The sequence below is a fragment of the Psychrobacter sp. CX5 genome (assembly GCF_057621535.2).
The window spans coordinates 2,328,221-2,343,032 of record NZ_CM177735.1 but is presented as its reverse complement, the minus strand read 5'-3'; the positions used below and the strand labels follow the sequence as shown (position 1 = coordinate 2,343,032).

The window sequence follows — 14,812 nt, the reverse complement described above, 5'->3', positions numbered from 1 at the left end:
GCTGATGCTAAAATTGCTCCAAACGTTGTTATAAACCTAGCTAAGGTCTAGACATTATCGTCAGTTTACGCCTAGTTTGGAACAATTTTAGCTATCAGCAGTCCTAATATTTGAATATTCAACAGACCCTAGACCGTTAATACATATGCTCGTGCGAGCTTTTACCTTTAAATACATAATAACCATACGCGGTATAACTTAAGATAATAGGCAGCATAATGGCCGCACCAATGAGCATAAATGACAATGACGTATCTGCTGCTGCGGCTTCATGCATGGTCATCGCATAAGGCACGATGTAAGGAAAAACAGCGGAACAAATACCAATGTAACCCATCAAAAATAATAATATGGTTAATAGAAACGGACGATATTCACGCTCACCATGCAAGTCTTTACGCATAAAGAAAAACAAAGCAATGGCAATAAGCGGAATAGGCGCTAGATACAACAAGGTTGGGAAATTAAACCAATGCGAGGTCGCTTCAACATCCAAAAAGTACATAAAGACAGTAACGACTGCCATGGCAGCCATTAGGGCAATCAGCAACCAATACGCTACTTTTCGCGCCCAATCCTGTAGTTTATCTTCAGACTTAATAATCATCCAAGTAGCGCCTAGAAGTGCATAGCCAATAATGACAGCAATACCGCAAACAAAGGCAAATGGGGTTAACCAATCAAATTGACCACCCGCAAACAATCTATCTTTTACTTCTAATCCTTGAACTAAAGCCGCCAGCATAACCCCTTGCATAAAAGCAGCCACCACCGAGCCGATATGGAAGCAGATATCCCAGATATAACGACGCTGCTCCGCTTTAAAGCGAAATTCAAAGGCTACCCCGCGCAATATTAGACCAAATAGCATAAAGGTAACCGGCAAGTATAGTCCGGTCATAATGATGCCATACGCGGCTGGAAACGCGGCAAATAAACCACCGCCGCCCAGCACTAACCATGTCTCATTACCATCCCAAAACGGTGCGATTGAATTCATTATACGGCTGCGGTTTTTATCAGAGCCGGCAAAGGGAAAGAGGATGCCACAGCCTAGATCGAAGCCATCTAACAATACATACACAAAGACAGCCAGAGCAATAAGGCCACCCCAAATGAGTGGCAAATCAAGTACATCACCAAAATTCATCATTAGCGTAATCCTTTTTCAGAATCATCAGAAGGGGTAGATAAATCCTCGGACTCTTTCACATTGGCCTCTGGATTGCTATCACCACTCAACGAGCGACCTTGACCTTCAGTAACAGAGTGCTCAAAGAAGTTGTCATCATCCACCTCTTCAAAAGGCTGTGGCCCTTTAGCAATTAGGCGTAGGATATATATGGTAGCCGACCCAAAAATAAAGGTATACACAACAATAAACCCAACCAAGGTAGTGGCAATTTGCGAACTTATCAAAGGCGATGCGCTATCAGCAGTACGTAGCACCCCATACACGGTGTAAGGTTGGCGTCCTGTTTCGGTCACAAACCAACCCGCCAGCAAGGCAATAAAGCCAAGTGGGGTCATCGCCATCCACGCATAATGAAACAGTTTATTATCAGTATCAAAGTGGCGTTTTTTATAGTAGTTATACGCACTCATGATGCCAACAATAATCATGAGTAAACCGATGCCAACCATGATGCGAAATGCCCAGAACACGATAATCACCACGGGCTGATCCTCACGTGCCCAGTTTTTGAGCCCTTTCACCTCGCCATCAAGCGAATGGGTTAGGATAAGCCCAGACACATAAGGAATGGCTATCTCATAATCATTGCTTTGAGTTTCTTGATTAGGAATCGCAAACAGACGCAGTGCTGCCCCGCGCTCATCCTCCCAAATACCCTCCATCGCTGCCACTTTAGCTGGCTGATGCTCTAAGGTATTTAAACCGTGCTCATCACCGATAAACGCTTGTATTGGTGCTACCACTGCTGCCATGATCATCGCCATACCCAGCATGACTTTGCCGTGTGAGCGATGCTTGGCATGCTTTTTAGATTGCAGATAATAAGCGCCTATACCGCCGACCACAAACGCGGTGGTTAAAAATGCGGCAGTCATCATGTGCGCATAACGGAAGGGAAACGAAGGGTTAAAGATAATCTGCATCCAATTTTCTGGATATAGCAAGCCATTAGCACCGATCGAATAGCCTTGAGGGGTTTGCATAAAGCTGTTCGCTGACAGAATCCAAAAGCCAGATATCCAAGTCCCTATCGCGACAATAGTGGTGGCTGCAACGTGCATTTTTTTACTAACCCGGCCCCAACCAAATAGCATGATGCCTAAAAACGAGGCTTCTAGGAAAAAGGCGGTCAGTACTTCATAAGCCAATAAAGGCCCTAACACATTACCCGTTTTGTCAGAAAATACTGCCCAGTTGGTACCAAACTGGTAAGACATGACAATGCCTGATACTACGCCCATACCAAATACGACGGCAAATATCTTTGACCAATGCTTGTAGACTTCCGCATAAACGGGATTTCCCGTTTTTAACCAACGAAATTCAAGCACCGCAAGCCAACTGGCAAGCCCGATACTAAATGCTGGAAATACAATATGGAAGGACACCACAAACGCAAACTGAATGCGTGCAAGAAGGATGGGGTCTAACTCTGTTAAAAAAGAGAACATGGTTATCACCGTTGTGCAAAATAAGTTGCAAATAAAAGTGAAATAAAATGTGCAATAGAATGGATATCAACCTACTATTGATTCTTTACCCTTATTCAATCGCTCATTCGGTCGGTCATTCAGTCAAGCCGATAGAGGTATGCTGACCGCTAGATAAATGAACTATAAATACAGTTGAAGGGATAGAGGGTTTAATAATAATATGATATGACACTGAGTCATTATTTAATGAAATAGGATATAACAATAGGTGCATTTAAGATATTGGATATCGGTTGTAGACTCGTTACTAAATTGCAAACTCAAACGTTTAAAACTTTATTAGACATAAGCCTGTAAAAATGGTAAGCAAACTGGTGAGTCTACAGCTCATCGTATTAACCGACTTAACCTTCATCGCCTAACTATCCTATGGACTGCTACGCTATGAACTACTAATTTGATGAGCTAAATATCTAAAGCAACGGTCACTTTATAACGGTCACTTTAATCATGGTTAGGTTAAATACGAGGTAAACCCATTTAACAGCATTTGCACTGAAATTGAGATCAGAATCATCCCCATTAAGCGTTCAATAGCTTTTAAACCGCGGTGACCTAATAGTTGGTATAACTTCGTCGATGATAGCAGAATAATGGAGGACACTAACCAAGCCAGTATCAAAGCCATTAACGCTTTGAGTATGCTTTCTGGATTTTTTTCTGTCAATAAAATTAGCGTTGCTAAAATTGAGGGACCTGCAATCAGAGGAATGGCCAAAGGTACAATAAACGGCTCTCCCTCTTCATCTTCCTCATCGCTCATTACCCCGCCCCGATTGGGAAAAATCATTCGGATAGCGATAATCATCATCACCAGACCCCCACCGATAGCGACAGCTTCTGTCGTTAGGTCAAGTGTATGCAGAATACTCCCCCCTGCAAATAAGAACAAGACCATTAAACCAAGTGCAATAAGCAATTCTCTAATAATAATATAGCGACGTCGCTCTTCAGACACTTTGTCCAATACGGACAAGAATATTGGAATATTACCCAAAGGGTCCATAATTAAAAACAAAGTGAGTGCAGTTGCGAATATTTCCATCAGTGATTGCCTTTTTAACTGAACAGCCGCTTTTTCTTAATGAAACGACTGTTAAAGAGTATCGGTTGATTAAATATGAATCATCTATCGTTATCAATAAAAACGGGCTTATTTTAACAACGTCATGCGTATAACGATACCCAATTACCCTGTTTTTTAATTATGCGAAAGACTTATGGTTATCTATATTCCCTTTATTCAGCTTGCAGCTTAGCAAGTAATGTATCAATCTCTACCTTAAATTCTTTATCTTCAATCTTATTAGCACTGGTCTTTGCAAATTTTAAGCTTTCGATTGCCGCCTCCTTTTGACCTAACTCATGTTGCAGCTCAGCCATCGAAAAGGCAATGGAGGCCATATGATCTTTAGAATTTATCGCTTTGGCTTTCTCCATCGCCTTATCATAAATGACGAGTGCCTGCTCTAAATCTTCGGTAAAATCTGCCAGCGTTTCCCACTGTTCTGGATGGTCTTTACCATTACTCTCATTATTGTGGCAGACCGCTTTTAGCTCGTTATACAGGCCATCAAACTCTGCTTGATTGCCTTTACTGTCTGCCTCTAATAGCTTTTCTGCTAGAACATAAATGGATTTATACAGTTTGGTATTTATCATGGGTAAGCCCTAAATCGTCGAGTTGGAAGTAAGTGTTAGAGTTGAGACTTGTTTGTAGAATTATTAGAGAGGATAACTTTATTGAGGATTATAACAACTGTTATTCATAATCAATCTTGCCACGAAGTGCTTTTGTCCTTCCGCGCTGTACCTTACTATCCACCCGTTTACGCTTGGCATTTCGACTCGGTTTGGTGGGTCTTCTGGTGGGGTTCACATGCGTTGCTGACACGATAAACTGCTTTAGGCGCTCCAAGGCGTCAATCTTATTACGCTCTTGAGTACGGTATTGTTGCGCCTTAATAATTAACACGCCCTCTTTGGTAATACGATTGTCTTTGCTGTCTAATAAGCGCTGTTTTAGCTCATCGCTTAAGCTTGAGGCATTGATATCAAAGCGTAGATGAATGGCAGAAGAGACTTTATTGACATTTTGCCCGCCAGCACCTTGCGCGCGGATAGCGGTCAGTTCCACATCGGTGTCATTGAGCGTAATGGTATTATTGGTACTATTGATAGATATCATGGTTTTTTGTATTCATTTTAGTTATTTGAATTCTTTATAAACACTATGCCCAAAAAATAAGAAGAATATATAAAAAACCTAAAAATATTTTCGCTTATCTGCTATCAAGATTTGAGCAAATGCTAAGCACTTAGCTTCTTATCAAGCATCAAACGAATAAACTGCTTAAATTTAGCAGGATTAGAGAGTAAATGATCACTCATCCCTTGAAAGGCATCTTGCGCGTCAAACATAGCATCCATTGCTGCCGTTGGATAGGTGCCTAACATAATCTGATCGGTGGTATTATTTTCAAACTGCTTCACCACTATTTCGTTCTCATTGATCTTATCCCAAATAGTCTGTTGGAAATTTACCATATCATCATCAGTAAACCCTTCTCCTGCAAAGATATCATTGAGCTGGCGAATAATCTCTGACAGATAGTCTTCTTTAGAGTCTTTAGGTGCCGCTGTGCCAAGTCCGCTAGCAGGATCTAACTGATACTCCTCAGCATGCTCTTGTAGTTTTAAGTCTTGCTGTTTTAATTTAGACACACGGTAATGGGTCATCTCAATATTACTCAGGTCTATCTCATCTTCAGGATTAAAATCCTCACGTAGTAGTGGTAATAAATGACGGGCATATAAGCTTAACTTCTCTAAATCACGATCATCATAGTCAACAATCTGCGACATAAACTCATAGAAGCGAGCAAAGCTGCCTAAGTCTTTTTTAAATAGCACCAACTCGTCTTTAGCCTTCCTAGATTCTTTAAGCTCATTCTCAGCGTTGCCAACGAGTACGGCATCATTAGATTTCTTAGCACGCTCAAACAGTTCCTTAGTACGCTGTACGTTCTCACTGGCACGCTGATACTGATGGCGCCAGCGCTCAACGGCTGGCTTACAGATGTTACTGATAGCTGCCTGACTCTTATTCTTGCTATAAAAAGCGTCTGCTAGATTATTCACTTCACTCCATCGAATAATATCACTGGCACGCAGCCTTTCAGCCAAATCAAACACTTTATCAGGGTCGGTCACATCGGCCAGTTCTGCTGTCTCATAATACGGCTGGAAAGCAGCTAAGATATCTTCAGGGTCATTAAAGAAGTCGAGCACAAAGGTACCGGTTTCTTTTTTACCCGGATAAATTCGATTGAGTCGAGAAAGGGTCTGCACGCAGTCCACACCTGCCAGCTTCTTATCAACATACATCGCGCATAGCTTAGGTTGGTCAAAGCCTGTCTGAAACTTATTGGCTACTAGCATCACTTGATAGTCGTCAGAGTCAAAGGCTTTACGCATATCACGACCTTTAAGGTCTGGATTCATATTAGATTCAGTGAAGCTCTCTCCTAACAAACCACTGCTATCAGGATCAGACTCATTAAATTCTACCTCACCTGAGAAAGCCACCATAGCGTTGATGTTTTTGTAGCCTTGCTCTACCACATACTTATCGAACGCAAGCTTATAGCGCACCGCTTCTTTACGAGAGCCAGTAACCACCATAGCTTTGGCTTGACCACCCAGCAGTCCTTTAGTATTTTTATTAAAGTGCTCAATAATTATTTTCACTTTTTGCGAGATATTATAATCATGCAAGCGCACCCAATTATTAAGCTTAATTTTGGCACGCTTCGCATCGACCTCTGTGTCTTTCTCAAGTTTTTGATTGAGCTGATAGGCCACTTTATAACTTGTATAGTTTTTGAGCACATCTAAAATAAAGCCTTCCTCTATCGCTTGGCGCATGGAGTACACATGGTACGCTTCAGGCTTGTTATCGATTGAGGCAGGCAAATCTGGATTGGGCAAGCGTCCAAACAGCTCTAAGGTCTTAGACTTAGGTGTGGCGGTAAACGCATAATAATTTAAATTATCACTACTCAATTTAGCTTCAATCTTGGCATCAATCAGCGCATCTGTGAAATCTTTGCTGGTGCTATCGGTATCACTATTAGTATCTTTAGCTGTATCATCGAAACCAGCAAGTACAGCTTTAAGCTTACCCGCAGTCGTACCCGACTGAGATGAGTGCGCCTCATCAGCGATAATGGCATAGCGCCGTTCTTTTAGTACGCTAGAGTCTTCAATGGCTTTAAGCACATAAGGGAAAGTTTGAATGGTCACGATGATAATGGGCTGAGAGTTCATTAAAGCTTCAGCCAGCTTCTCAGATTTAGACCCCTCACCTTCTTTACGGTTAATACGCCCTACCACCCCATCGGCATGTTCAAACTGATAAATGGTATCTTGTAGCTGATCATCTAGTACCGTTCTATCAGTCACCACAATCACCGAGTCAAACAGCTTAGATCCTGCATCGTTATATAGCGTAGATAGTTGGTGCGCCGTCCACGCAATCGAGTTTGATTTACCTGAGCCGGCACTGTGCTGAATCAGGTAGCGGTTTTGAACCTTTTTATTTAAGTTCGGATTGTCTTTCTTCGCTTGTCTGACTTTATCTTGCAACTGATACTGAGCCACGGCATCATTAACCAACTTAGTCACCACATCCCACTGATGATAACGAGGGAAAATCATGGTTTCTTTTTTGGTTTTGTGACCTAACGCATCCTCAACCTCTTCTATCTGTAGGTGCATAAAGCGACCTAAAATATTAAGTAAATTATCAGGCGTTAATACCTCGTTCCACAAATAATCGGTAGCATAGCGGTCTGGATCATCAGGTATGTCGTTACCTGCACCGCCATCACGAGTCCCTTTGTTAAAGGGTAAGAAAAAAGTATCATCACCTGCAAGCTTAGTGGTCATAAACACATCATATTGACTGACCGCAAAATGAACCAAAGCACCACGCTTAAAGCTAAGTAGTGGCTCAGGCTTACGGCTTACAGGATCAATAGGCAGTCTGTCACGCTTGTATTGTAGTTTAGCGTTTTCAACGGCTTGTTTAAATTCAGATTTAAGTTCCATGGTCACCACGGGCAATCCATTAACAAACAACACCAAATCGATGCGATGCCGTTTGGCAGACTTTCTAGTATTACCTGTCGCCTCATCAGCGTCTTTAGGGCTTAAATGAGCGCTATAGACTACCTCAAGCACGACACGACAGATATTCCCCTTATAGCGAGCCAATACTTCGGGGTTTAGTCCATGCTCCGGCTTAAATTGACAGAGACTAAAACGAGTATTTCGAATCTTCAATCCATGACGCAGCACACCCAAAGTACCGTAAGTACGTGACGCTCGATCGGTTGTTTGTTCATTGACTTTGCCTAACTGTTTGACCAATTGCTTAATAAACTGACTTTCTGGATCTTGCGGAAACAGACGGCAAAACTTATCCCATTCATCCGCTTGCGTCTGCTGTACATAATCAAGCGCATCCCGCTCATACAAGGCAGTCTCACGTTGATAATTGGCGTTTGTCCCTTGCACCCAGCCATTAGCCACCATCTCATTAATGATGTCGTTTTGAAAGGTTGATTCCCGCGTGATATCCGTCATGGTTCGTCCGTTTGGTTGTTTTGTTTATCGCAAATGCGTTAAATCGTATTTTCAAGTGACAGCATATTCATAATTAGCTTAATAAGCGTCTCTTTTTGGCCGGGGTCAGACTCTGCAACAAGTAATGTCAGTGCAGCAAGTCCTGTATCATTAATCACCATATCGCCCTTACTATTAAGTAGGCGATGATTGCGGTGCAAAAAGTCCACAAACATAAACGCACCACTTCGCTTATTGCCATCTGTAAATGGATGATTCTTAACCATAAAATACAATAGATGTGCTGCCTTGCTCTCAATAGAGGGGTATGCAGGCTCGCCAAATACCGTTTGCTCAAGCGTACCCAGCACACTTGCCAGCCCATCACCCCGAGGGTTTGCAAACAGCTCAGTCGCCTCACCCTTATCTATAAGTTGTGCTTTTAACTCATTTAGCATTGCCATTGCCTCATCAGGGCTTGGCAACACACCGCCCTCCTCAACATTTGGCTCATCTAGCAAACCCTCATCATAACGCTGCAACCACAAAAAGGTTTGCGTATAACGGCTGATAATCTCCACCAGCCCTCGCCCCTCATCCGTCTTTAACGCTGGGCTTTGTGCTGTCTTCTTAATCAATGCTAACGCTTGTTGCAACTCATCTGCATTTTTCTCAAAGCGCTGTTTGTCTATGATATAACCTTGCTGTAAGTATTCCTTTAAACGATTGGTCGCCCATATCCTAAACTGCGTACCTTTCTTAGAATTTACCCGATAGCCTACCGAGATAATCGCATCTAAATTATAAAAACGAATCTTACGCCGTACCTGTCGATTGCCTTCTTGACGAACTACCGAGGATTCCTCGGTAGTTGCTTTTTCATCCAGCTCACCTTCTTTATAAATATTTCTCAGATGCAAGCCAATCGTATCGGTATCTTTATCAAAAAGAGTCGCCAACTGTGCTTGAGATAGCCACAACGTCTCTTTCTCTAAGCGAATCTCTATATTCGCTTGCCCATTGTCCAATTCATAAATTTCAATGCTTGCGCCATCCGTGTTGTTATTATTGGTCATCCTTTACACCTTTTTAGAAATTATAAATATTGTTCTGTCGATAGCTGCGATTTCATTGATAGGTATTGATACTTTTAAAAAGCCTTATCCGTAGCTATTCCCGCTTTTCGTTACTATCTTGGCTAGCATGGGGGCAGGCACTACTGGCAATAGCCGTTCCTGTTATCTCGATAACGTCTCTTGCCAAGTGCCTGCAACCCCATGCTTTGCCAAGTATTTCCACTGCAATCGGGGCTAAACCACCCTAATCGGCAAAGCTTACGTGAATATCAAACATAGTGTATAGTTAAACCCGAATCATAATAAGCATTTTGTTGTAGGGTGCGCCCTGCGCACCATTAAAACCAATGTGGGTAATTGGTGCGCGGGGCGCACCCTACACCTGTTATCTTTATTTATCAAAATTAACTTTGTCAACAATCTTAAATTCCAAGGGATATTCGGTTTGATATTGTTCAAAAAGTTCTAGGAGTCTTTTCTTTGAAACGCCTCTTACAATATCACTCTTACTGTGTTCAACTCCTATGCCGAGAAAAATATAAGACTTATCAATAGATTCGAATTTGTGATATTGAGTACCTGTTATGACAGTAGTAAAAAAAGCTCCTCCACTCATTCCCTTAAGGCTTGGCGCATCACTTATCCTACCTTTGTATTTTAGCTCTATATCTTTATTTGGTATTTTACCTTTGATTTCATCATCATTGTCCGGTTTTACCCCCATTGCTGGCATCATAAAATATCTGGCATTCTTCATATACGTGCCACTCGAATCTATATGTGTAAATTTCTCCTTCAAAGATTCGGCACCTTTAGTCCTAGAAATATTTTTCAACTTATTCCAGCTATTAGGAAAACCTATCCAATAAAATCTATCTGTAAAGTAATCTTTAATATTTTCTAGTGGTACTTGGTAATTTAAGTTGAAGTAATTCCTATCGCTATATCTTTTATTAAAATAATCTACAATAATAATATCATCGTCTTCAAAAACCTTATAATTTAAACATTCGCTTATAACTTGAATCTTTTCACCTGTTGGCGACAACCAATATAAATCATCTATACTTTCCTTTTTCGATACAGCATGAGCGGCACAAACCAAATAAAAAAATCTATTGTATTGAATATAAGTACCTGTCGATGAGTAAATGTAATTATTGAGCTCATCCTTCATATAGAGTGGAATAATAAATCTTTGGGCTTGTTTCTCAAACTCATCAGAATTATATATAAATTTTTTTGTCATTTTTAAGTCCTTAATAGTTAGTTTTTGCATTAAAAGCTATAGATTTCGAAAAACACAATAGAGAAAGTTCAGAAATGGTGCGTAAGACGCACCCTACGGAGCAACCCAATCCCTAACATCAATCTTACCCGTGACCGCAGCCGAAATAAGGGCGGTTCGGCGTTCTTGCATCAGTTGTATTGCTTGATTAGCTTTTTCAATCAATAGTTCAAACTTAGCAATATTAGAATTAATAGAATCCACAATCTGTTTTTGTTCACTGATAGGTGGCAAAGCGCAATTAATAGCTAGATAATCTTCTTTTGCTATATTCTGCATACTACTGCTTGCACCTTCAGCTGCTAACGATATTTGAGTTCTAAACCCTTTTATTGTCATAAAATGCGCTAAGAACTCAGGCTCAAGTTCATAAGCATCATCAAATATTGTTTGCCATAGTCGATCAGGAAGGTAGATGTTACTAATATCCTCTTTGACAATAGCACTCGCCCCCACTAAATCAGGCGTATTCATGCGGCTTATAATAATCGCACCTTCACGTACAGGACATTTAACTCGACTTAAATCCTCTAGGATAACGGTTTTATTTTCTTCAACTCTAAAAGTTCTTGTATAAACACAACTGGTTTTTAGAACACCAACTTCGTTAGAGTTAGCGGGTATATCAGCAGCATTTACACTACAGCCTGATTCAAGAGCTTTAATCAAATGCTTTAATTTTAGAATCTCCCAATGCTCAGGAACCTGCCCCAACCATTCAACCCCCGAATCTTTCATCGACACATCAGGATTTAAGCCTTTGGTCACGGCATGACTAATCACCGCTTGACGCTTTTCGCTTAATAGCTCGATTAGGCGTTGCTGTTTTTCGATAAGCGTGTCGATTTTGGTGGTTTCAAAGCCTAGAAAATCAATAACTTTTTTTTGTTCTCTAATTGAAGGTAAAGGAAACTTCTGAGGAGCTATATGTTTATTATTTATTTGAGGAACTGTAGATACATCAGCTATATCATCTAAACGTCTTGTTTTTAATAATAGAGCTACGTATTCAGTGAGAGCTATAGCACTATCTATCTTCCAACCCATTAAATTAGGGTCAATCACTGAGTTTAATTCAATAATATTTACTTTATTAGTGAAAATTGCAGCCCCACGCTTAGGGAAAACAATATAGCCGCTTCTAGTTCTGACTAATTTATCTATTTTTGTGGAAATGAACCATTCAGGGGTTTGTATTTCAAGTCCATTTGAAGATAAGGTTGATACTTTTATGAAGGGTAGTTGTCCACTGTCCAATACTAAGTTTTCTGGTATTGTTTCTGAACCGAATAAATATCCAAGATAACCACCTTTGATAACCTCCCAACCATTCGGTATCTCACCCAACCACTCAACCCCAGAATCCTTATACTCAGGATACGCTTTATAGCGATTGATTTGCTTAACTGAATCATCCTCAACCATATACTTTAAAGCGACTTCACTTACTTGCGACTCAGCCATTACGAATGCACCTCGCTAAGCAATTGCATAATCTCGCTACTCACCTTATCCAAGTCGGCATCAATCTCGCTAAGCGGTCGTGGTGGCTCGTACACATAAAAATGTCGGTTAAACGGAATTTCATAACCAACTATACCAATCTCTTCATCAATGGCATCACGCTTGCCAGCATCAATCCAAGCATCAGGCACATGCGGTTGTACCTCACGCTTAAAGTAGCTTTCAATCAGCGAATTGGTACTCACGCTTGGGTCTAGAGGTATGTTTTCATAATCACGTAGGTCGCTATCCGTCTCATATTCGACGACTTTTAATTTACCCTTACCTTTTAAACCACTATCCGTAATCTCAAACGCTCCATATAATGGATTGGCTTCTTTAACCGTCTTTTTAATTACCCGCTTAGCATCAGGATTTTTCCACGTTACTGCATTTAGAATTTGTTTTTTGTCTTTGGCAGATAGTGTCAAGCCAGTGTCTTTAATGGCTTTTTTGAATAACACATCAAACTCATTAAAGTCATCAAACTGCGCTGTGCCAATTTCTTGTTGCAACGCTTTAGCAGCGTTCATAATGGCCAACTGCTCACGCCACAGCTTAGGATTTAACACCTCTTTAATTTGCTTCTCTTTTAACTCACTAAAGTCAGCCTTAATCATGGCACGAGCTTCAACCTCCATATCACTCGGCGCTTGAGTATCATCATCAACACTATTTGAATCAAAGCTGCCATAATTCTCCTCGTTCCACTGCTTACCGAATTTTTCATATAACGCTGGCATGACCAAATCATAGGTGCGCTCAACATAACGTAGCGATTCAATCGTCTCATCGCTCATTTGTGCTGACAGACGTAGTGGACGCTCAATAGTCACACGGCGATAGCCAAACTCATGGGTCTCAAAGATTTTACTGGCAAAAGTCTTTGGGGTGTCAGCTTTTGGTGTGGCTGACTGACGACCACGGTTTGACTTCACATCGGCTGGCTTGTCTAAAGCGCGGGCATCAACCACCTCAAAGTCGCCAAAGGTGCGGGTAATAACCTTGATATCCTCTTCACTCATCTCATTACGCTTAGAGCCAAGTGACTTACGCATCTTGCTATACAAATTAGTGCCGTCGATAAGCTGTACCTTACCTTTACGCTCAGGGGCTTTGTGATTGGTTAATATCCAAATATAGGTGGCAATACCGGTGTTGTAAAACATATCGGTGGGCAGTGCGACAATGGCTTCTAATAGATCTGATTCCAAAATATAACGACGGATTTCACTCTCACCACTACCTGCCCCACCTGTAAATAAGGGCGACCCATTCAAGATAATACCGATACGACTACCCTGATGACTGTCATCCGAACCAGATGAAGATCGCATCTTACTAATTAAATGCAATAAGAACAGTAGCGAGCCATCTGACACCCGTGGTACACCGGGTCCAAAACGACCGTCATAGCCTTTTTGAGTATGTTCATCTTTAATCTCGCCAGCTATCTTTTTCCAGTCCACACCAAACGGCGGATTAGACAACATATAATCAAACTGTTGACCTGCCAGCTGATCATCAGACAAGGTATTGCCAAGCTTGATGCGGCTAACCTCTTGCCCTTTAATCAACATATCGCCTTTACAAATTGCGTAGGACTCAGGGTTTAACTCCTGCCCAAAGGCACGCATCACCGCATTCGGGTTCAGCTCTAGCACATACTCCATGCCTGACGATAAAAAGCCACCCGTACCTGCGGTGGGGTCATAAATAGTACGAATGATACCTTCTTTGCTTAGTGCGGCATCGTCCTCCATAAATACCAAAGACGTGGTTAGGCGTACAATATCGCGCGGGGTAAAGTGCTCCCCTGCGGTCTCATTCGAGCTTTCTGCAAAGCGGCGGATCAACTCCTCAAACACTAATCCCATCTCATGGTTGGAAACAGCTTCAGGGCTCAAATCGATGTTCATAAACTTCTGCACCACTTTATACAATAAGTTGGCATCGTTTAACTGACCAACAAACTCTTCAAATTTAAAGTGGGCAAATATTTCACGCGCATCTTTTGAGAATGACTGAATATAGTGACTTAAATTGGCTTCAATATCGCTTTGACCCATTTTCGCAAGTGTTAACGGTGAGGTGTTATAAAATGCAAGGCCACCCGTCTTACGCAGTAAATAAATCGCTTCCGCTTCTTCAGTCTTTGGTTTTTTGTCATTAGGTAAGTCAGCCAGACGTTGTACCTCATTAAGGACATCATCCTTTGAATGTTCTAATACGCATTCTAATCGGCGTAGCAGGGTAAATGGTAAGATAATGCGACCATATTGCGATTGCTTAAAATCTCCGCGTAACAAGTCAGCGACTGACCAAATAAAAGCTGCTAGATTGGTAGAGGTGCCAGTAGAAGTTGTAGTGGGCTGAGTATCTGAAGAGGATAGAGTCATAGAAGTCTTATCGTTATATTATTCGTTTAAATAGGATTAAGTTTAAATAGGATTAAGTTTAAATAGGATTAAGTTTAATGGGTTTAAGTTCAATTGCTTTACGTTCAATTGCTTTACGTTCAATAGAGTTAAATAAAATGAAGAATAACCATTAAGTCTTTGATCAATGGCCTTATTTAATAAATGCTTTGGTTAGAGTTTCAGTTTAGAGTTGTCGTCCAATTTTGTCC

10 protein-coding genes are annotated in these 14,812 nt (G+C 41.2%); all 10 read right to left on the bottom strand.

All coding sequences use genetic code 11. The features are described 5' to 3' along the window. Positions 1-136: 136 nt before the first annotated feature. Complete coding sequence (gene cydB / locus AC21OG_RS09055) at positions 137-1,153, bottom strand: cytochrome d ubiquinol oxidase subunit II (RefSeq protein ID WP_487377873.1); 1,017 nt, start codon at positions 1,151-1,153, stop codon at positions 137-139. Next, positions 1,153-2,646: a cytochrome ubiquinol oxidase subunit I gene (locus AC21OG_RS09050; RefSeq protein WP_487377874.1), complete on the bottom strand. Its 1,494-nt coding sequence runs from the start codon at positions 2,644-2,646 to the stop codon at positions 1,153-1,155. Before AC21OG_RS09050 ends, cydB begins: the two co-directional genes overlap by 1 nt. Before the next feature lie 496 nt (positions 2,647-3,142). After that, positions 3,143-3,733, bottom strand: coding sequence for a YhgN family NAAT transporter (locus AC21OG_RS09045; RefSeq protein ID WP_487377875.1), 591 nt, complete (start codon positions 3,731-3,733; stop codon positions 3,143-3,145). 194 nt (positions 3,734-3,927) lie between these two features. Continuing rightward, a complete protein-coding gene (locus tag AC21OG_RS09040) occupies positions 3,928-4,350 on the bottom strand; it encodes a tetratricopeptide repeat protein (protein ID WP_487377876.1) in 423 nt (140 codons plus the stop codon). 100 nt (positions 4,351-4,450) lie between these two features. Continuing rightward, positions 4,451-4,876 (bottom strand): alternative ribosome rescue aminoacyl-tRNA hydrolase ArfB, encoded by a 426-nt coding sequence (arfB, locus tag AC21OG_RS09035; RefSeq protein ID WP_487377877.1) that lies wholly within the window; start codon positions 4,874-4,876, stop codon positions 4,451-4,453. Positions 4,877-4,998: 122 nt separating this feature from the next. Continuing rightward, complete coding sequence (locus AC21OG_RS09030; protein WP_487377878.1) at positions 4,999-8,337, bottom strand: type I restriction endonuclease subunit R; 3,339 nt, start codon at positions 8,335-8,337, stop codon at positions 4,999-5,001. 38 nt (positions 8,338-8,375) lie between these two features. Next, on the bottom strand, positions 8,376-9,392 hold the full coding sequence (locus AC21OG_RS09025; protein WP_487377879.1) for a virulence RhuM family protein/type II toxin-antitoxin system death-on-curing family toxin: 1,017 nt from the start codon (positions 9,390-9,392) through the stop codon (positions 8,376-8,378). A 391-nt stretch (positions 9,393-9,783) separates the two neighbouring features. Next, positions 9,784-10,641, bottom strand: coding sequence for a hypothetical protein (locus AC21OG_RS09020; RefSeq protein WP_487377880.1), 858 nt, complete (start codon positions 10,639-10,641; stop codon positions 9,784-9,786). 93 nt (positions 10,642-10,734) lie between these two features. Beyond that, the gene (locus AC21OG_RS09015; protein ID WP_487377881.1) at positions 10,735-12,144 is read right to left on the bottom strand and encodes a restriction endonuclease subunit S; all 1,410 of its coding nucleotides are present in this window, start codon (positions 12,142-12,144) and stop codon (positions 10,735-10,737) included. Continuing rightward, positions 12,144-14,582, bottom strand: a complete 2,439-nt coding sequence (locus AC21OG_RS09010) for a type I restriction-modification system subunit M (protein ID WP_487377882.1) — start codon at positions 14,580-14,582, stop codon at positions 12,144-12,146. Before AC21OG_RS09010 ends, AC21OG_RS09015 begins: the two co-directional genes overlap by 1 nt. Positions 14,583-14,812 lie beyond the last annotated feature (230 nt).

Bases quoted from the DNA above. Each gene is read 5' to 3' on its own strand.
- AC21OG_RS09020 (WP_487377880.1), bottom strand. From the start codon at position 10,641: ATGACAAAAAAATTTATATATAATTCTGATGAGTTTGAGAAACAAGCC.
- AC21OG_RS09030 (WP_487377878.1), bottom strand. From the start codon at position 8,337: ATGACGGATATCACGCGGGAATCAACCTTTCAAAACGACATCATTAAT.
- AC21OG_RS09015 (WP_487377881.1), bottom strand. From the start codon at position 12,144: ATGGCTGAGTCGCAAGTAAGTGAAGTCGCTTTAAAGTATATGGTTGAG.
- AC21OG_RS09045 (WP_487377875.1), bottom strand. From the start codon at position 3,733: ATGGAAATATTCGCAACTGCACTCACTTTGTTTTTAATTATGGACCCT.
- cydB (WP_487377873.1), bottom strand. From the start codon at position 1,153: ATGATGAATTTTGGTGATGTACTTGATTTGCCACTCATTTGGGGTGGC.
- AC21OG_RS09010 (WP_487377882.1), bottom strand. From the start codon at position 14,582: ATGACTCTATCCTCTTCAGATACTCAGCCCACTACAACTTCTACTGGC.
- arfB (WP_487377877.1), bottom strand. From the start codon at position 4,876: ATGATATCTATCAATAGTACCAATAATACCATTACGCTCAATGACACC.
- AC21OG_RS09040 (WP_487377876.1), bottom strand. From the start codon at position 4,350: ATGATAAATACCAAACTGTATAAATCCATTTATGTTCTAGCAGAAAAG.
- AC21OG_RS09050 (WP_487377874.1), bottom strand. From the start codon at position 2,646: ATGTTCTCTTTTTTAACAGAGTTAGACCCCATCCTTCTTGCACGCATT.
- AC21OG_RS09025 (WP_487377879.1), bottom strand. From the start codon at position 9,392: ATGACCAATAATAACAACACGGATGGCGCAAGCATTGAAATTTATGAA.